Source organism: Pseudomonas sp. TMW22090, from assembly GCF_022496665.1.
Classification (GTDB): Bacteria; Pseudomonadota; Gammaproteobacteria; order Pseudomonadales; family Pseudomonadaceae; genus Aquipseudomonas; species Aquipseudomonas gregormendelii.
Map to the genome: position 1 here is coordinate 577,263 of NZ_SCFH01000001.1, position 18,603 is coordinate 595,865.

Below are 18,603 nucleotides of genomic sequence, written 5' to 3' on the forward strand. Positions count from 1 at the left end.
AGTGATTCGGTCAGGCGACCGGAATCTTCGGCAGGTCCAGGATCCGGTCGCCGCTGAAGCGTGAAAAGGAGCCCGCCAGGGTTTCATGCGGCACGCCCTTGGGCACGTCGCTCACTTCATCCAGCCGCGCCATTTGCCCGGCATCCAATTCCACCGCCAACGCCCCCAGGGTCGAGTCCAGCTGTTCACGGGTACGCGAACCCAGGATCGGAATCAACGCGGTCGTCGACTGCCGGGCTTTTTCCCGCAGCCATGCGATCGCTACATGGGTCGGGCTGGCAGCCAGTTCCCCGGCTACGGCGAGCAGCGTATCGAGCAGGGCGGTCTCGCGGGCGCCTTTTTCCGCGTGGATCAGCATGCCCAACTTGGCTGCGCGGTTATCCCCGTCGCTATTGCGGTACTTGCCAGTGAGGAATCCGCCACCCAGGGGCGACCACAAGGTCGCGGCGAGGCCCAGGGCCTCGGCCATTGGCAGCTGCTCACGTTCGGCGCTGCGTTCAGCCAGGCTGTATTCGACCTGGAGTGCGATAATCGGCGCAAACCCGCGAACCTCGGCCAGCAGATCGGCCCGGGCAATGCGCCACGCCGGGAAATTCGACAGACCCGCGTAGTGAATCTTGCCGGCACGCACCAGGTCGTCAAAACCTCGCAGAATCTCCTCCATTGGCGTGACGCCGTCGCTCATGTGCGCCCAGAACAGGTCAAGACGATCGGTCTTGAGGCGGGTCAGGCTCTCCTCGACAGCCCGGACCATATTCTTGCGATTGTTACCCGTGTGTGAAATGCCGTCTGCCGGAGTGGTACCCAAGGTGTATTTGCTGGCGATGACCAGCCTATCGCGCTCCGGCGCGATGAACTCACTGAGCATGCTCTCAGACTGTCCGGCCTGATAACCATTGGCGGTGTCGATGAAGTTGCCGCCGGCTTCCAGATAGCCGTCGAAAATGCGCATGGCCTCGTCGCGCTCCGCGCCGTGCCCCCAACCCGTGCCAAAATTGCCGGCCCCCAAGGCCAGCTCCGAAACACGCAAGCCGGTTTTACGGCCGAATACTTTGTAGTGCATGGCGGTGACTCCTGGAGCGAATGGTGCTGCTCGACATGAATGTCGTGCGATATTCGAGTAATATTACGTACGTAATATTGCTCGTCAAGGTATTTTTCCACTGGCTGACGGCTAGCGTCCAAGCGCTCATGGCATACTGCCGCGCATGACCATCGACTCGCCGTTAAGCGCCTGGCAGCAGGCCATCGAACAGAAAGGTTTCGTCCAGGACGAAGCCCAGGAACATGCCGTATGGGCCCTGCAGAAATGCTACGAGGCCCTGCACGAGGGGCGTCCGGGCGTGACCGGCGTCTATCTGTGGGGCCCCGTTGGGAGAGGCAAGACCTGGCTGATGGATCAGTTCTATCAAAGCCTGCGAGTCCCAGCCCGGCGCCAGCATTTCCATCATTTCATGGGCTGGGTGCACCAGCGGTCATTTCAGCTGACCGGTACCGCAGACCCGCTTAAAAGCCTGGCCCGGGAACTCGCCGAAGAAGTTCGGGTGCTGTGCTTCGACGAGCTGTTCGTCAATGACATTGGCGATGCGATCATCCTCGGGCGGTTGTTCCAGGTAATGTTCGAGCAGGGCGTGGTTGTGGTGTGCACTTCCAATCTGCCCCCTGACCAACTGTATGCCGACGGTTTCAACCGCGACCGGTTCGTACCCGCCATCGAGGCGATCAAACAGCACATGCAGGTCATCGCAGTGGACGGCGCTGAAGACCATCGCCTGCATCCGGGCACCGGGTTGCAGCGCTACTGGGTCGCAGAGCCCGGGCAGCCCAGTGCATTGCACGAGGTGTTCCGGACACTGACCCTCGGCCAGTCGGTCTCCAGCGAGCCGATCGCGGTCGGTCACCGGTCGCTGCCCGTGGTACAGGCCAGCAAAAGCGTGCTGTGGTGTCGTTACGCCGACCTGTGCGAGCAACCCTTCGCCGCGATGGACTTCATGGTCCTGTGCGACACCTTCAAGGCTATCCTGTTAAGTGAAGTGCCAAACCTCAGCGCGCAAAAGCGTACCGGACGTATTGCCCGGGGCACCGAAGACGGGGTCGAGCGCGTGGCCGCTGGTGATCGCGAGTTACCTCAATTGTCGGTGCATGATGACGGCGTGCGTCGATTCATCGCGCTGGTCGACGAATGTTACGATCGCAAGGTGCCGCTCTACCTTGAGGCCCAGGTATCCATGGCCGAGCTCTACACTGAGGGATATCTGGAATTCCCGTTCCGCCGCACCCTCAGTCGCTTGCAGGAAATGCAGCTGCAACGTTTTGCCGAGGTCTGACAACCGGGAGGCGAACCCATGTCTCACACGCTGTCGCATCATCTGCTGACCATGGCTTATCAGAACGCCTGGGCCAATCATCGGCTCGCCAAAGCATGGGGGCGTTTGGCCCCTGAGGAATTGGCGGCACCACGGGTCAGCTTCTTCCCCAGTCTCACAGCCACCTTGAACCACATCCTGACTTGCGACTGGTTCTACGTGGACGCGCTGGAGCGCGAGTTGCGCGGTGACGATCCGCATCCCGATTGCCAGGTGTTCTTCAGCCTGGATGAGCCCTGTACCACGGCTGCCGATCTGCAGCGCGAACAGGCGCTGGTGGACCGGCGGCTGATCGCTTATTGCGAGCAGATGCGCGATAGCGATCTGGGCAAGATCGTGACCATTGCCCGTGACACGCCGCAGCATGATTGCCGATTGCGCATGCTCTCGCACTTGTTCGAACATCAGATTCACCATCGGGGGCAGGTCCATGCAATGCTCAGCTCAACCTCGGTGCAGCCGCCGCAGCTGGACGAGTTTTTTTGCGTGGGGGAGGCGAGCTTACGGGCTGAGGATTTTGCCGAGCTCGGATGGACCGAGGCATTGATCTGGGGGCATTGATAGGCAGGCTGGTATCCAATGCTGTGGGAGCAACATTGGCCGCATTGCTTTTGATTTGCGATCGCGCTTGATAGATTCACAAGCTGCTACTTCACGTGTGATCGAGGATGGAAATGGAATCCGCAGAAATTCTGGTACTTCAGGCCAGCTACACCAATGCGCTGCATGCCGAGGCCATCAGCCTGGTATTGAACCACTATGCAGAAGACCCGATGGGAGGCGGACATTCGCTGCCGGTCGATGTATTGGAAAACCTTGCGGGCGAACTGGCGAAGCGGCCACACGCCTTCAGCGTCCTGGCTTTCGTCAACGGCGAGCCGGCCGGTCTGGTCAATTGCTTTGAGGGTTTTTCGACGTTTGCCTGCAAGCCGCTGGTCAATGTGCACGATGTCGCCGTCGTGAAGAAATTTCGCGGTTTGGGGTTGAGTCAGAAGATGCTGCAAAAGGTCGAGGACATCGCCCGCCAGCGCGGCTGCTGCAAGATCACCCTGGAGGTCCTGGAGGGTAACGCCATTGCCCAGGCGTCTTATGGCAAATTCGGATTCGCCGCCGGGATGTTCGATCCGGCCCACGGTCGCATGCTGTTCTGGACCAAGGCGCTGTAAGACCTGAACCAGGCGAGGCGGGGGAGCAGGCTCCCTCGCCACAGCCTTGAGCTCGTTATGGTTTGTAGTGCTCCGTCATTTGTGCGGTCTGATCGTCCGGAACCCGCACCTGCGGCGCTGGCTGTTGCTGATTCGCCTGCTGGCTCAATCGCAAGGTCTCGTAGTAATAGCGCATGCGTTCAGCGCCGCCTTCCGCCCAGGCGGCTGTCGTGCCCAGCATCATCAAACTGGCGAGGATCAGGGTTGTAGATTTCATGGTGTGCCTCCCACTACAGGTTTCGGGTGCCCTTTCTTCCATGAAGCAATGTTGAAAGGGCATTATCCGCCGATTCCGTTAATTGGGAATTAACTGCTTTTAAATCTTCCAGTCCAGGCTCAGGGTCACGGTACGAGGGTCGCCCCAGTAGTTGCCGTTATAGAAGCCGACGTTCTCGTAGTACTTCTTGTCGAGCAGGTTGTTCACGTTGAGCGACGCCGACAGGTGCTGGTCGAACTCGTAGCGCGACATCAGGTTGACCAGGGTGTAGGCGTCCTGGCTGATGTTGGTGCGCTGGGTGATGATATTGCCTGCAGCGTTGCGCCCCACCGGGCGACTCGCGGCGCGGTAGATCTCGCTTTGCCAGTTAAGCGCTCCGCCCACCGTCAGCGCATGCCAGTTGCCTGGAAGCCGATAGGCCGTGGACAGGCGGAACATGTTCAGGGGCGCGGTGGTGTTGGTGCGGTTCTTTTCGCCGTTGACCGAGTGGGTATAGGTGTAACCGGCGGTCATGTTCCAGTCGGCCATCACCTCGCCGGACAGTTCGGCTTCGAAACCCCGGACCTTGGTGCCCTTGCCATTGGCCTTGTAGAACTCCTCTCCAGTGACCGGATCCGGTGGCACCGAATCGTCGAGCTCGGCGACGTTGTCCTGATCGCTCCAGAACAGCGCCGTAGCCAGGTTGAGGCGCTCCTGAAGCAGGCTACCCTTGAGTCCCAATTCATAGTTGCTGCCCACTACCGGTTCGAGGTACTTGCGGTTGGCGTCGCGATTGGTTTGCGGCTTGAAAATGTCGGTGTAGCTGACGTAGGCGGTGTACTCGGGTGTGATGTCGTAGAGCAACCCGGCGTAAGGCGTCCACATGTCGTTATGTTTCTGGCTGGTATCGTCCACTGCGCTCAACACCTGATTGGCGTCGTAACTATTGGTGGTGCTCGACGATTTCCAGCTGCCATAGCGGCTGCCAAGTACGGCGTGCAACTCATCGGTCAGGCTCAGGCGTGTGGCCAGGTAACCGGCTTTCTGCTCGGTGCTGCTGGTGGACCCGGTGAGGCTGGTCACCGTGTCGGAGAATTTGTCGATATCGCCCATGTACTTCCAGTCCGGCACGATCGCGTAGTCGTCAGCCATCGGACCGTCGGTGTATGGGTTTTTGTCGCTGCGCTGCGCTTCGCCATAACCAATCATCAGTTCATGTTCGCGTCCCAGCAGCGAGTAGGGACCGGACACATTGAAGTCGTAGGCTTTCATCTTCTGGGTGCCGATCATGTGACTGACGTTGGCCACCATGCCGCTGCGATCGGGCTCGGGGAAGCCGCCTCCGGCGTAGTAGATCTTGCCGTCGGTGTCACTCTCGCGGTGGGTGTAGGCGGCCTTGAGGTGCCAGCCTGCACCCAATTGATGGTCCAGGTTGGCGAAGGCGGTCTGGTCCTTGATCGGCCAGGAACTCCAGGACGTGGCCATGTTGGTCGAACGGCCAAGGTTGGCCTTGCTGCCGTCGGCATTCCAGTAAGGCACGGTGCCCCACGAAGTGCCCTGTACGTGTTTGTTCTGGTAGTCGTAACCCACCGCCAGGGTGGTGGCATCGGTCAGATCAGCTTCGAGCACGCCGTAGCCGACTTCCCGTTGCTGCTGGTATTTGTCGCGGAACGAGTCGCTGTCACGGTATGCCAGCACGCTGCGGCCGCGCAGGCGCCCGTCGAAGGCCAATGGCCCGCCAACGTCCAGGTAGGTGTAGTAATTGTCATAGCTGCCGGCGCTGACACCGGTCTTGGCCTGCCATTGCGCAGTCGGGCGTTTGCGCACCATGTTGATGGTCGCGGACGGATCCCCGGCGCCCGTCGTCAGGCCGGTGGCGCCGCGCACGACTTCGATGCGGTCGTAGATGATGGTGTCGGAGTCGGACTTCATGTAACTGAAGGTGTTGAGCATCCCGTCAACCTGGAAGTTGTTGATCGAGTAGCCGCGCGAGGAATAGTTGACCCTGTCGGAGTCGTTGTGTTGCACCACAATGCCGGTGGTCTGGCGCATGGCTTCGGACAGCGAAGTGAGTTTGAAGTCGTCCATTTGCTGGCGCGTGACCACCGAAACCGACTGTGGGGTTTCCTTGATCGACAGGTTCAGGCGCGTGGCGCTGCTCATGGCGCCGGTGGTGTAGGACTGGGTGTTTTCGGTGTTATTGCCCAAGCCCTGGGCGGTGATACTGGTGGCGGTCAGCTCGAGGGCGCCGGCGACCGGAGCCTTTTCAATTTCGCTGTCGGCAAGCAGGTCCGGGCTCAGTGCAACGCTGCACAGGCCCAGGGTTAAAGTCATGGAACGGGTAATAGGCGCGAACATCGCAGCCGACTCCTTGTCGTTGAGGGAAAAATTCCGTTTGCTCAAAGACGAAGGAGGGCGGCGAATATTTAGCGGTAAACAATAATTATTGTGTTTGCCGTGGGGTGCCTGGCAGCATTAATGCTGCACGACTTCCACGGCTTTGGGTTTCATCAGGCTGAAGTCGATCAACGGCCGCTGCTGTTTTTCGTAGGGATTGCCGATCAGCAATGGGCGCGGCTTGAAGCTGTCGCTGACCAGGCTCTTGCTGCGATCGAGCTCATCGAAATTCAGCCCCGCCATGTCCGCCCAGGTGTGGATCAGGTGCGAGCTGCTGTAGGGGCGGCTCAGATCGCCAGCGAAGTTCCAGTCATGGGACTCACGCCATTTCGGCGAGGCCCAGGCCATGAACGGAATGGTGTACATCGGCGCGGTCGGCTTGCTCTCGTTGCGGCCCAAGGTGCTATGGCCCGGCGAGTCGAAGACGTCTTCTCCATGGTCGGACAGGTACATCAGGAAGCCATTGGGGTCCGCCTTCGCATAATCCTTGATCAGGCTCGAGACCACGAAGTCGTTGTACAGGACCGCGTTGTCGTAGCTGTTGTAGGTCGGCAATTGATCGTCACGTACGCCGGCCGGTACACCCTGGCGATCCTTGAACTTGTCGAAGGTCGAGGGGTAACGGTACTGGTAACTCATGTGCGTGCCCAGCAGGTGCACCACGATCAGCTTGCGCGGTGCCGCGTCGGCCAGGGCCTTGTTGAACGGCGCGATGACATCGCCGTCGTACTGGGCAGCGTTCTGGTTACGGTTGTTGTTAAGGTACACCTGCTCGTCGGCTTGCTCGGAGAAGGTCGTCAACATGGTGTTGCGCTTGGTCATGGTCTGCTGGTTGGTGATCCAGAAGGTCTTGTAGCCGGCCTGTTTCATCATGCTGACCAGCGACGGAGTCGACAGATACAACGCCGGGTTATCTTCGTCGGCGAATGTCAGCACCTGCTGCAGCGCTTCAATGGTGTAGGGGCGCGGGGTGATGACGTTATCAAAGACCGATAACTGGTCCTTGAGCTTGTCCAGCTCAGGGGTGGTATTGCGCGGGTAGCCATACAGGCTCATGCGCTGGCGGTTGGTCGATTCGCCGATCACCAGTACCAGGGTCGCAGGCTGATTGGCTGCGGAGTCGGTAAGGTTTTTCAGCGGTGCGATCTTGCTCGCGCTGTGCAGCATGTCCTGCATGCCGGCGAGGGTGTCGAGGTAGCGGTGGTAAGCCACAGCCATCTGCCATGGCACGGCAGGTTCGATGCGGGTTTCGAATTTCTCGAAGCCTTCGGCCAGGCTGCCGGTACGCAGGGTCTGCTTGACCAACGGATAACCGATCACTGCCACCAGGATGGCCGTTGCTGCCAGGAAGGCCCGCCCGCGAGGCAGGTACACCGGACGCAAGCGGGTCCACAGGAAGTAGGCAAACAGCGTGTGGGCAAGAAAGGCCGCGACCATCCACCAGGCGAAATACTGGGTCATGTACTCGCCAGCTTCAGAGATGTTCGATTCGAACATGATGAAGATGACGCTCTGGGAAAACTCCTGCTGATAGATGAAGAAGTAGCCCAGGCTGGCCATTGAGCAGGCCCACAGCACCACACCGATACAGGCGGCCAGCACACGGGTCTGTCGGGGGAAGAGCAGCATGGGCGCGAGCCAGACCGCGCTCATGATGAAGGCTTGGCGGAAGCCGGTGAAACCCGAGGTGCCGGTCAGCTGGATCAGCAGTTGGGTGATGCCGGAAAAGTACCAGAAGAACACAAACAGCCAGGCAAGCCCGGCCCAGTCGAACCCTTTCGCAGTCGTGTTGCTGCGTTTGAACAAAGCCATTCAGCGCTCCAGCCTAGATAATCGTCGACCGCCGCCAGTGGAAACTGGTGGACGAACGGGCGCGGCACGCCTACCGAGCGGCCACAATGGCGCAGGAGTATCAATGAGCGGGTGTGAAAAGTTTGTGAGTTGCAAGAGCCAGCTTGCCCGCTGTGGGCGTGAACGATGACGCTCGGTGCCTGATGGCCCGCAGCGGCGTCTCGTTTTTCGCGAGCGAGCTCGCCCCTGCAGGGCGGTCAGGCGCGGTGGAGTACTGGCAGGGCCTGTGGCTGGTGGCCTTGGGTCAGCTGGCGCAATTGCGCAAGCTCCTGCTTCAGCAGGTCGCGCTCTTCTTTGAGCTGGCGCAGTTCATCACGACGGATCGTGACGTAGAGAGTTTGTGCTGGCCGTGCTGCTTGTACTGTGCCCATTGCTCACCTCGCAAATGGTGTTTCAACTGTGAACCTGCTCCCGACGTCGGGCGCTGATTCACTATCGGCTGCAATTTTGATTTCTTTTGCCCGCGAAGGGAACTTTTTTATTTTTCGTGGTCGGTGTGTCTTCGCGACGATTCCCGACGTTATCAGTCTGGATCGGGCACAATGCACGGAAACTTCATGGCGACCTGTCTGACTAAGCTGAACAGGTTGCGTTGGGCTATAACCTTTGACACACATTATTTGCAGTAAGGAGCATCAGCACATGCAACTCGGGATTATTGGACTGGGCCGCATGGGCGGTAATATTGCGCGGCGCCTGATGCTCAACGGGCATTCCACCGTTGTCTACGACCGCAATACCGCTTTTGTCGACACCCTGGCCGCAGAAGGCGCCAAGGGCGTCATCGACCTGCCAGCCCTGGTGGCTGGCCTGGCCAAGCCACGTGCGGTCTGGGTCATGCTGCCGGCCGGCGCGCCGACCGAAGACACCATCGACACCCTGAGCACCTTGCTCGAAGCCGGTGACACCATCATCGACGGCGGCAACACCTTCTATAAGGACGACATCCGCCGGGCCAAGAGCCTGTCGGAAAAAGGCCTGCACTACATCGATGTGGGCACCTCCGGTGGCGTCTGGGGCCTGGAGCGCGGTTACTGCATGATGATCGGCGGCGAAGCCGAGGTGGTAAAACGCCTGGATCCGCTGTTCGAAAGCCTGGCCCCCGGCATCGGTGACATCCCGCGCACCAAGGACCGCAAGTCCGATGACGACCGTGCCGAGCGCGGTTACATCCACGCCGGCCCTGCAGGCTCGGGTCATTTCGTGAAAATGATCCACAACGGCATCGAGTACGGAATGATGCAGGCCTTCGCCGAAGGCTTCGATATTCTCAAGACCAAGGCCAGCGAAAACTTGCCTGAAGACCAGCGCTTTGACCTCAACGTCGCCGACATCGCCGAAGTCTGGCGTCGTGGCAGCGTGGTTTCGTCCTGGTTGCTCGACCTGACCGCAGACGCTTTGGCCAGCGATCCGAAACTCGAAGGTTACTCGGGTTCCGTAGCTGACAGCGGCGAAGGTCGCTGGACCATCGAGGCGGCCATGGAACAGTCGGTACCGGTTCCCGTGCTGTCGAACTCGCTGTTCTCTCGCTACCGTTCACGCGGGCAGGGCACCTTTGGCGACAAGATTCTCTCGGCCCAGCGGTTCGGCTTCGGCGGCCATGTGGAGACTTCGAAAAAATGACTGGCCTGATCCGCAATAAATCCAAGGCTGAACCAGCACCACCCACCACGCTGTTCCTGTTCGGTGCACACGGTGACCTGGTCAAGCGGCTGCTGATGCCGGCGCTGTACAACCTGAGCCGCGATGGATTGCTGGGGGATGGATTGCGGATCATCGGCGTTGACCACAACGCCATCAGTGACGAAGCCTTTGCGCAGAAGCTCGAGGATTTCATTCGGGCGCAAGCGATGAGCAAAGTCGGCAAGGGCGATGACGCCCTTGACCCGGCGTTGTGGGCCACACTCGCCAAAGGCATCAGCTACGTCCAGGGCGATTTCCTGGACGACAGCACCTATTCAGCCCTGGCGGCGAAAATCGCCGCCAGCGGCACCGGCAATGCGGTGTTCTACCTGGCCACCGCGCCACGTTTCTTCAGCGAAGTGGTGCGTCGACTGGGCGCGGCGAAGCTGCTCGAAGAAACCCCCGAAGCGTTTCGCCGCGTCGTGATCGAAAAGCCTTTTGGCTCCGACCTGCAGACTGCAGAGGCCTTGAACGCGTGCCTGCTCAAGGTGATGTCGGAAAACCAGATTTACCGGATCGATCACTACCTGGGCAAGGAAACCGTACAGAACATTCTGATCAGCCGGTTTTCCAACAGCCTGTTCGAAGCGTTCTGGAACAACCACTACATCGACCATGTGCAGATCACTGCCGCCGAGACCGTCGGCGTGGAAACCCGGGGCAGCTTTTACGAGCACACCGGCGCGTTGCGCGACATGGTGCCCAACCACCTGTTCCAGTTGCTGGCGATGGTCGCCATGGAGCCGCCGGCCGCTTTTGGTGCCGACGCGGTACGCGGCGAGAAGGCCAAGGTCGTCGGCGCGATTCGCCCCTGGTCGGTGGAAGAGGCCCGGGCCAACTCGGTGCGTGGCCAGTACACCAGCGGCGAAGTCGACGGCAAGGCAATGCCTGGTTATCGCCAGGAAGGCAACGTTGCGCCCGACAGCACCACCGAAACCTACGTCGCGCTCAAGGTGATGATCGACAACTGGCGCTGGGTCGGGGTGCCGTTCTATTTGCGCACCGGCAAGCGCATGAGCGTGCGCGACACGGAAATCGTCATCTGCTTCAAGCCGGCGCCCTATGCGCAATTTCGGGATACCGAAGTGGACGAACTGCAACCAACGTATCTGCGCATCCAGATCCAGCCCAACGAAGGCATGTGGTTCGACCTGCTGGCCAAACGTCCTGGCCCGGCGCTGAAGATGGCCAATATCGAGCTGGGTTTTGCCTACAAGGACTACTTTGAAATGCAGCCGTCCACCGGCTATGAGACCTTGATCTACGACTGCCTGACGGGCGACCAGACGCTGTTCCAGCGCGCGGACAACATCGAGAACGGCTGGCGCGCCGTGCAACCCTTCCTCGACGCCTGGCAGCAAGATGCCAGCGTTGAGGGCTATGCCGCCGGTGAAGACGGTCCGCAGGCGGGCGCAGATCTGCTGACTCGCGACGGTCGCGTCTGGCACAGCCTCGGATGAGTGAATTGACCCGGGCGCCTATTCGCTTTTTGCTCAGCGACATGGACGGTACCTTGTTGCTGCCCGACCACAGCCTCAGCCGGCGCACCATCGAGGCCGTTCGCTCACTGCGTGAGGCGGGGGTGCTGTTCAGCCTGGCCACCGGGCGTCCACCGAAAGCCATGTTGCAGCAGATCGAAGCCCTGGGCGTTGACCTGCCAACGGCGGCATTCAACGGTGGCACCCTGGTTAATCCTGACGGGAGTATTCTGGTCGCCCATTATTTGCCAGTGACCGCAGCCTTGACGGCATTGGCGTTGTTTGCCGATCGCAGCGACGTTGAAGTCTGGGTGTTCAGCGGTGGTGACTGGCTGCTCAAGGATCCCGACGGGCCGATGGTGCCCAGGGAGCAGCATGGGCTGGGTTACCCGCCCGTGGTGGTCGACAGCTTCGAACCCTATCTGGAACGCATCGACAAGATCGTCGCAACCAGCAACAACACCGATCTGTTGATTGAGCTCGAAGCGCTGTTATTGCCCAAGGTGCAAGAGCAGGCGCAGGTCTCGCGTTCCCAACCGGTTTACCTGGACGTCACAGCCATGCAGGCCAACAAGGGCGCGGCGCTGGCGACACTGGCCGAGTTTCTTGGCGTGCCCCTGGAGCACACGGCGGCGCTGGGCGATGGCGGCAACGACCCGGCGATGTTTCACCAGGCCGGTTTGTCGATCGCGATGGGGCAGGCGGAAGAGGCGGTGAAGCGCCAGGCGGACGTCGTCACTGGTGCCAACACCGAAGATGGCGCTGCGCAGGCGATTGAGCAGTACATCCTCAACCACCCACACCGCGCCGCACTGTAGGAGCAAAGCTCGCTCGCGATGACGCCCTGTCGGGCGCCATCGATGCCAGATTCACCAGCCTCATCGCGAGTAAGTCTTACTCCCACAGGGGGCGCGTGGCCGCACAGGTTTCTGTGGTTACAACCAATAGCTGACCGCATACCACCCGAGCAGGCCCATCACAACGGTGTACGGCAACGCCATCCACACCATCCGCCCATACGACAGGCGAATCAGCGGCGCGATTGCCGAGGTCAGCAGGAACAGGAATGCCGCCTGGCCATTAGGCGTCGCCACGCTCGGCAGGTTGGTGCCGGTGTTGATCGCAATCGCCAGGGTCTCGAAGTGCTCGCGGCTCATATGGCCCGACACAAACGCCTGCTTGACCTCGGTGATGTAAATGGTTGCGACAAACACGTTGTCGCTGATGGCAGACAACAGGCCGTTGGCAATGAACAACATGCCCGGTTGCTGCTCTGCGGGCAGGGCCAGCACCCACTGAATCAACGGCGTGAACAACTGCTGATCGTGGATCACCGCAACCACTGCAAAGAACACCACCAGCAGCGCAGTGAAGGGCATGGCGTCCTTGAAGGCATTGCCAATGCGATGTTCGTCGGTAATGCCGGTGAATGCCGTGATCAGCACGATCACCATCAACCCGATCAACCCCACCTCGGCCACATGGAAGGCCAGGCAGCCGATCAGGATCAGCGCCGCCAGGCCCTGGACGACCAGTGCAGCACGCTGGCGAGAAGTGCGCTCGGCGTTATCTTCAGCGGCATAGTTGGCCAGTACGGCGCGCACGTTGTCCGGCAACAGCGTGCCGTAGCCGAACCAGCGCAGCTTTTCCAGCAGCACGCAGGTCACCAGGCCCGCTACCAGCACCGGCAAGGAAACCGGGGCCACTTTGAGGAAGAACTCGGCGAAGTGCCAACCCATCTCGTGGCCAATCAGCAAGTTTTGCGGCTCGCCCACCAAGGTGCAAACACCGCCCAGTGCTGTGCCGACGGCGCCGTGCATCAACAGGCTGCGCAAGAAGGCGCGAAATTGCTCGAGGTCATCGTGATGCAGTTGCGGCAGATGACGGTCGTCGGAGAAAGCGCTGTCCAGGCGTGGGTCATGGCCCGAGGCCACGCGGTGGTACACCGAATAAAAGCCCACCGCTGCGCTGATGATCACGGCGGTCACGGTCAGGGCGTCGAGAAAGGCCGACAAAAACGCCGATAAAAAGCAGAACAGCAGCGCGAGCAATGCCTTGGACCGCACGCCGAGCAGCAGCCGGGAGAACAGGAACAGCAGCAAGTCTTTCATGAAGTAAATACCGGCCACCATGAACATCAGCAGCAGGATTACCGGGAAGTTGTGCACCAGTTCGTCATACAACGCCTGGGGTGTGGTCATCTTCAGCAGCAGCGCCTCAATCAGCAGCAGCCCGCCCGGCATCAGCGGATAGCATTTAAGCGCCATGGCCAGGGTAAAAATGAACTCCAGGACCAGCAACCAGCCCGCCACCACAGGGCCGACCGTCCACAACACCACAGCGTTGAGAATCAGGAAGCCGACGATGCTCGCCTTGTACCAGCGGGGAGAGTGCCCGAGAAAATTGTGCGCGAACGCCTGGGCCATTGAACCGGACATCGGCTGCTCCTTGTTTTAAGAAGCGCGCAAGTTGCCGTAAGACCAGCGGAATATCAAGTGCAGGCAAAGTCCCCGCGCGTCATTCACCCCAGGTAGCGCGCCACAATCGCCCGGTAATTGCCGTCGAGCGAATAACCCCCAACGACGATCGCGCCATCTGTTTGTGCAGTCAGTGAAGTCGCTGTGTCCAGGTTGCGACTCAGCCGGGTGCGGACCCAGCCGAGGCCATCACCGAACTGGTGATCGAACTGCCCATCCGGCAGATGCCGGGCCAGTATGAAGTCAGCTTCACAGCCTCCAAGCGTCGCGCCAGCGGCCAGGGTGCAGCCGTCGGCCAAGGCCAGGGCCGCTGTCCATTGACAGCCACTTCGGCCGATCTCCAGCAGTCGCGGCTGACCGCCATGGCAATGACTGTCGGGACGCCCGTTGTTGTGTAACCGCAGGGACAGGCAATGCATGGGGTCCCGGCTGCTGCCTACGCACAGCAGGTCCCCGTTGTGCTGCTGGACGATATGGCTGACGTGAGTGCTGCGGCCGGCACCATCGAAACTCATGAAACCGTCGACTGCGAAGCTGGTGTCCAGTTGCCCGTTGGCGTGGTAACGGGCGATCAATCCTTCGGCGGGAAAGTTGATCGACCCACCCACCAGGATTCGACCATCTGCTTGCAGCAAGAGACTGCTGAGCCAGGTGTTCATCAGCAAGTGCCGGACGACCACAAATCCGCGGCCATTGAACGAGCTGTCCAGTGAGCCGTCACGGTTCAGGCAGATGAGCAGGCCGACATGATCGGCCAGTTCGAAATGATGATTGGCCAAAAGCAGGATCCTGCCATCCTCCTGCACCCTTAGATCGCAGGCTTCGGCGCCCGGAACGCCCGGTGGAAGCCAGGCATCACGCACGCCCACGGAAAGATTGCCGGGCAAGCGCACCACGCAGCGGCCATTCTCGCCGAAGCCCTGGACCGTTTGGCCACAGTGGTCAAACAATGCCAGGGCCGGGAGCGTGCGATGGCCGTTGAGATAGTGCAGCCCGGCCAGCAGGATATTGCCGTTGGGCAGCACCGCGAGTTTGCCGGCCATGGCCTCGAAACCATTCTCGAACTGGCCGATGACGCTGCCTTGATCACCGAAGGACAGGTCCGCAGACCCATCGGCCAGGAGGCGTGCCAGGCCAAAGCAACTGCCCTCGGCCATTCCTACTTTGGCCGCGACAAGGATGCGCCCGCAGGCATCAATGGCGACGTCATGGGTCATGCTGCAGAGGCTGCCGGCGAAATACACCTGGGTGGTTCCGCGGGCGGCAAACGAAAGGTCGAGGCGACCGGCTTGGCTGAGTGTGGCGGAGGAGGCAAAGGCAACCTGGCTTGACATGCACGCATCTCCTTGCGAGTCGTCGTCCAGAAGTTGGCCTGGCGACCTTATAAGGAGGATATTCAAACCCTGAATGGCCAACCGTACAACGGGGAGAAATAACAGGCGGAGGGTCGCAGTGTGCCAGAAGAGTGTCTTTTTGAACCAGTGGCAAGCCTGCCAAGTAATTAGTACCTTCGCAGTACTGAACAGCGGACTGAAAGACCGGGAAGGGCGCGGATTACTGCCAGGTAATCCGCGCTGCTATCAGTGTGGCATCGACCATGATTCAAGGTTGTAACCGTCACGGCTGAGTTCTTCGCGGGCCTGTTTAAGAACACGCTCAAGTTGTGCCGGATCGGTATAGGCACTGCTTGGAATCTGTTTGCGACCGATGCTGCATTTGGTGCGGTCGATCACTGTCAGGCTGAGTTCACCGTTGCCATCTTGTAGAGACCAGGCCACGCACTGGAAAGGCTGGAATGCGCGGTCTGCAATCAAAAGAGCTTCGTTGATACGGAGCGGGGCGTTCATTGGGGTTCTCTCTCTATATGCCCAATCAAGTGATCGGCCGACGGTCGGGCTTCCCGTGCGGCTGGTACTTGTACTGATGTCCTCTACCCGGCCTCGGGTCACACTGGAATCAAAGAAATTTCAACTTTCTTGCAAGAACGCGCTGTTCGGTGCCGTTTTGAAAGCTGAATGAAAGGTTGAAGTTCATTAGGAAACTAACCAAGCAGTCCCTTATAACTGTTTAGGCGAGAGCCCTATAGTCAATCGGTACAAGCAACTGTCAATTTCTTGCTAATGTTACAGCCAGGTCCGCCAAATGACTGTTTTTACTAATATTTAATCGAATTTGGCGCCAAGGAACAGTCATGAACGAAGCGCCTGCCCAACGACGTCTATTAGTGGTTGATCCTTGCGACGATTGCCATCGTTTACTGCCAGGATTGCGAGCTGTGGGCTGGGATGTCGACAGCTGCACACTGGAAAATGCCGCCGACAAGACCTGTGATGTCGGCCTGTTGCGACTACAACCCTTTCATCTCGAACGCCCCGAGGCGGTCAAGGAACTGATCAGCCGCAGTGGCACCGAATGGATCGCCGTGCTTAACCAGGAAGTCCTGCGACTGCAAAATGTCGGCGACTTTGTCTGCGAATGGTTTTTCGACTTCCATACCCTGCCGTTTGATGTATCAAGAGTTCAGGTAACCCTGGGACGCGCGTTCGGAATGGCGCGTTTGCGCGGTAAAGGCACCGTTCACATTGACCAGCCAGAACATGAGCTGCTCGGCGACAGCAAGCCGATCCGCGAGCTTCGCCGGCTGTTGAGCAAGCTGGCACCTACCGAGTCCCCGGTACTCATCCGCGGTGAAAGCGGAACCGGCAAAGAGCTGGTGGCCCGTACCCTGCATCGGCAATCCCAGCGGCACAACAAACCCTTCGTGGCCATCAACTGCGGCGCGATTCCCGAACACCTGATCCAGTCCGAGCTATTTGGCCACGAGAAGGGTGCCTTCACCGGCGCCCACCAACGCAAAGTCGGCCGGATCGAAGCGGCGAACGGCGGCACACTGTTCCTCGATGAGATTGGTGACCTGCCGCTGGAGCTGCAAGCCAATCTGCTGCGCTTCCTGCAGGAAAAACATATCGAACATGTCGGCGGCAGCCAGCCGATACCGGTAGATGTGCGAGTTCTGGCGGCGACCCACGTCGACCTGGAAGCGGCGATCGAGAAGAAACGCTTCCGTGAGGATTTGTACTACCGCCTCAACGTGCTGCAAGTCGTGACCGCGCCATTGCGAGAACGGCATGGCGACTTGTCCATGCTGGCCAATCATTTCTCCCACTTCTACAGCCATGAAACCGGCCGCAGGCCACGCAGCTTCAGCGATGACGCGCTGATCGCGATGGGCAAGCATGATTGGCCGGGCAATGTGCGCGAACTGGCCAATCGGGTTCGTCGCGGCCTGGTGCTGGCCGAAGGTCGGCAGATCGAAGCCCGCGACCTGGGGCTGATTAGCCACCATACCGTGGTTGCGCCAATGGGCACGCTGGAGGATTACAAAACCCGGGCTGAGCGCCAGGCGTTGTGCGATGTGCTCAACCGTCACAGTGACAATCTGAGCATTGCAGCGAAGGTGCTGGGTATCTCGAGGCCGACTTTTTATCGGTTGTTGCACAAGCATCAGATTCGCTAGCGCCAGGATCAAAAAAGATCGCAGCCTCGTTGCACTCGACAGCTCCTACATTGAATTGAAAATCTCTGTAGGAGCTGTCGAGTGCAACGAGGCTGCGATCTTTTGTCTTATATACCTCAGAAGTAGTAAGGGAATTTCAGGCTGAACGAAAAGTCCGGCGAATCGTCAGTCAGGCCAATCGCCAGGTTGGGCACGATTGTCAGCTTGTCGGTGGCCGCCAGGGTCATGCCGATGTTGAAGTTGGCCGCGTTGTAATCACTGTTGCTAATGGACTGCCAATCACCGCCATCGGGCTTGATCTTGCTTTTGCGAGCGAACTGGTCAGTGAACGAGAACGACATACTCATCTTCTCGTTCAAGGCGAACGCAATACCGGCGCCCACCTGCCAGGAGTCCCCCAGCTTCACATCGCCGCTGACCTTGGAGCCAACCTGAGGACTGATGTCGCTGAAAGAGTCCTGCATGTTGTAGGTGTACGACAAGCTGCCGAACAGTACGGCCGGGTCAAACGTCTTGACCAGCGAGATACCCGGGGTGATCGCCCACACACCGTTACCGGTTGGCAGGTCTTCGGGTACCGAGAGGTTATCGTTGGTGGGGTCGCTGACCAGTTTGATGCCGTAGGGGTCCTTGCCGGTGGGCGCCTTGACCCGCAGCGTGACGACCGCGTCGGGGAGGTTGACCGACTCGTCCAGGAATTTGTAAGCCACGCCAACGTTTACATCGCCAATGGTCGGGTCGCGGGTGACGGTTGCATCCGACGTCACCGGGCCTGCACCACCAGCGCCGCCGGAGGAGTAAGTCGACTCTCGATAAACCACGGGAACGTTAATATCGAACTGCCAGCGTTGCGCCAGGTTGTAGCGAGCGGTCAAGTCCAGTGTCCAGTTATCCGCCTTGATACGGTCCAGGTTGATGTTGCCGAGAAAGATCGAGTCCAGTGCAAGGAAGCCATTGAGCGTCAATGCGCGAGTGTCGTAGTGGGTGTAGGTCAGGCCGGTTTCGACGCTGAACTTCCCGCCACCGAAGAAGCCACTGGCTTCGTCATACAGGTTGGAAACGCTGGGCGCTGGCTCCGCGTCTTCCTTGAGCGACTGGCCATAGGAACTGCCGGCGGTTCCCGGAGCACCTGCAGCCACCGCCTGACCACTCCTGGCCGGGTCGGCCGGGGACTTGGTCAGGCGTCTGGGTGGCGGAGTCACCGGGGTTTCTTCGACCTGGCGAACCCGTTGTTCGAGTACCATCAACGCGTTCTGTTGGGCTTGGTAGCGCTGCTTCAACTCCATGAGTTCTTGTTTTAATGCTTCTACCTGGGGGTCTGTCGCTGCATACAGCAGAGTGACCGGAGCCAGGCTACTCAAACAGACGATTGCTCTGAGCGTTAACGATCGGTGCATGGGTTAGCCGTCCCTTCTGACTACTTCTGATGAGAC

16 protein-coding genes are annotated in these 18,603 nt (G+C 59.7%); 7 read left to right on the forward strand and 9 right to left on the reverse strand.

Going from position 1 to position 18,603, the window contains the following annotated elements:
• Window positions 1-10 precede the first annotated feature (10 nt).
• Window positions 11-1,063, reverse strand: a complete 1,053-nt coding sequence (locus EQV97_RS02740) for an aldo/keto reductase (protein WP_201147902.1) — start codon at window positions 1,061-1,063, stop codon at window positions 11-13.
• A gap of 145 nt (window positions 1,064-1,208) precedes the next feature.
• Here EQV97_RS02740 and zapE point away from each other — a divergent pair, with 145 nt between their 5' ends.
• The 3 genes from zapE to EQV97_RS02755 all read left to right on the forward strand — a co-directional run bounded on the left by zapE (window position 1,209) and on the right by EQV97_RS02755 (window position 3,532).
• Window positions 1,209-2,327 (forward strand): cell division protein ZapE, encoded by a 1,119-nt coding sequence (gene zapE / locus EQV97_RS02745; protein WP_122840554.1) that lies wholly within the window; start codon window positions 1,209-1,211, stop codon window positions 2,325-2,327.
• Window positions 2,328-2,345: 18 nt separating this feature from the next.
• A complete protein-coding gene (locus EQV97_RS02750) occupies window positions 2,346-2,927 on the forward strand; it encodes a DinB family protein (RefSeq protein ID WP_122840553.1) in 582 nt (193 codons plus the stop codon).
• Between the two features lie 113 nt (window positions 2,928-3,040).
• Window positions 3,041-3,532, forward strand: a complete 492-nt coding sequence (locus EQV97_RS02755; protein ID WP_045061112.1) for a GNAT family N-acetyltransferase — start codon at window positions 3,041-3,043, stop codon at window positions 3,530-3,532.
• Between the two features lie 55 nt (window positions 3,533-3,587).
• Here EQV97_RS02755 and EQV97_RS02760 read toward each other — a convergent pair whose 3' ends face one another.
• From EQV97_RS02760 to EQV97_RS02775, 4 genes are all read right to left on the reverse strand, one after another.
• A complete protein-coding gene (locus EQV97_RS02760) occupies window positions 3,588-3,788 on the reverse strand; it encodes a hypothetical protein (RefSeq protein ID WP_045061113.1) in 201 nt (66 codons plus the stop codon).
• A gap of 99 nt (window positions 3,789-3,887) precedes the next feature.
• Window positions 3,888-6,125: a TonB-dependent siderophore receptor gene (locus EQV97_RS02765; protein WP_122840552.1), complete on the reverse strand. Its 2,238-nt coding sequence runs from the start codon at window positions 6,123-6,125 to the stop codon at window positions 3,888-3,890.
• A 117-nt stretch (window positions 6,126-6,242) separates the two neighbouring features.
• Window positions 6,243-7,976 carry a phosphoethanolamine transferase CptA gene (locus EQV97_RS02770; RefSeq protein WP_240888338.1) on the reverse strand — a complete coding sequence of 578 codons (1,734 nt, stop codon included), beginning with the start codon at window positions 7,974-7,976 and terminating at the stop codon, window positions 6,243-6,245.
• A 236-nt stretch (window positions 7,977-8,212) separates the two neighbouring features.
• On the reverse strand, window positions 8,213-8,386 hold the full coding sequence (locus tag EQV97_RS02775) for a DUF6026 family protein (RefSeq protein ID WP_163019498.1): 174 nt from the start codon (window positions 8,384-8,386) through the stop codon (window positions 8,213-8,215).
• A 271-nt stretch (window positions 8,387-8,657) separates the two neighbouring features.
• Here EQV97_RS02775 and gnd point away from each other — a divergent pair, with 271 nt between their 5' ends.
• The 3 genes from gnd to EQV97_RS02790 are packed head-to-tail and all read left to right on the forward strand — an operon-like array spanning window position 8,658 to window position 11,994.
• Entirely contained in the window at window positions 8,658-9,638 is a 981-nt protein-coding gene (gene gnd / locus EQV97_RS02780) for a phosphogluconate dehydrogenase (NAD(+)-dependent, decarboxylating) (RefSeq protein WP_240888340.1), read from the forward strand.
• A complete protein-coding gene (gene zwf / locus EQV97_RS02785) occupies window positions 9,635-11,158 on the forward strand; it encodes a glucose-6-phosphate dehydrogenase (protein ID WP_122840549.1) in 1,524 nt (507 codons plus the stop codon). The genes gnd and zwf overlap by 4 nt, the downstream gene beginning before the upstream one ends.
• Window positions 11,155-11,994 (forward strand): HAD family hydrolase, encoded by an 840-nt coding sequence (locus tag EQV97_RS02790; protein ID WP_122840548.1) that lies wholly within the window; start codon window positions 11,155-11,157, stop codon window positions 11,992-11,994. The genes zwf and EQV97_RS02790 overlap by 4 nt, the downstream gene beginning before the upstream one ends.
• A gap of 117 nt (window positions 11,995-12,111) precedes the next feature.
• Here EQV97_RS02790 and nhaB read toward each other — a convergent pair whose 3' ends face one another.
• From nhaB to EQV97_RS02805, 3 genes are all read right to left on the reverse strand, one after another.
• Window positions 12,112-13,614, reverse strand: coding sequence for a sodium/proton antiporter NhaB (nhaB, locus tag EQV97_RS02795; protein WP_240888342.1), 1,503 nt, complete (start codon window positions 13,612-13,614; stop codon window positions 12,112-12,114).
• An 83-nt stretch (window positions 13,615-13,697) separates the two neighbouring features.
• Window positions 13,698-14,987, reverse strand: a complete 1,290-nt coding sequence (locus EQV97_RS02800; protein WP_240888344.1) for a hypothetical protein — start codon at window positions 14,985-14,987, stop codon at window positions 13,698-13,700.
• A gap of 246 nt (window positions 14,988-15,233) precedes the next feature.
• A complete protein-coding gene (locus EQV97_RS02805; RefSeq protein WP_045061122.1) occupies window positions 15,234-15,500 on the reverse strand; it encodes a hypothetical protein in 267 nt (88 codons plus the stop codon).
• Window positions 15,501-15,844: 344 nt separating this feature from the next.
• On the opposite strand from EQV97_RS02805, the gene EQV97_RS02810 reads away from it, so the two are divergent.
• Window positions 15,845-17,170, forward strand: a complete 1,326-nt coding sequence (locus tag EQV97_RS02810) for a sigma-54 dependent transcriptional regulator (RefSeq protein ID WP_122840545.1) — start codon at window positions 15,845-15,847, stop codon at window positions 17,168-17,170.
• A 116-nt stretch (window positions 17,171-17,286) separates the two neighbouring features.
• Here EQV97_RS02810 and EQV97_RS02815 read toward each other — a convergent pair whose 3' ends face one another.
• Window positions 17,287-18,567, reverse strand: coding sequence for a hypothetical protein (locus tag EQV97_RS02815; protein WP_122840544.1), 1,281 nt, complete (start codon window positions 18,565-18,567; stop codon window positions 17,287-17,289).
• Window positions 18,568-18,603: the final 36 nt, after the last annotated feature.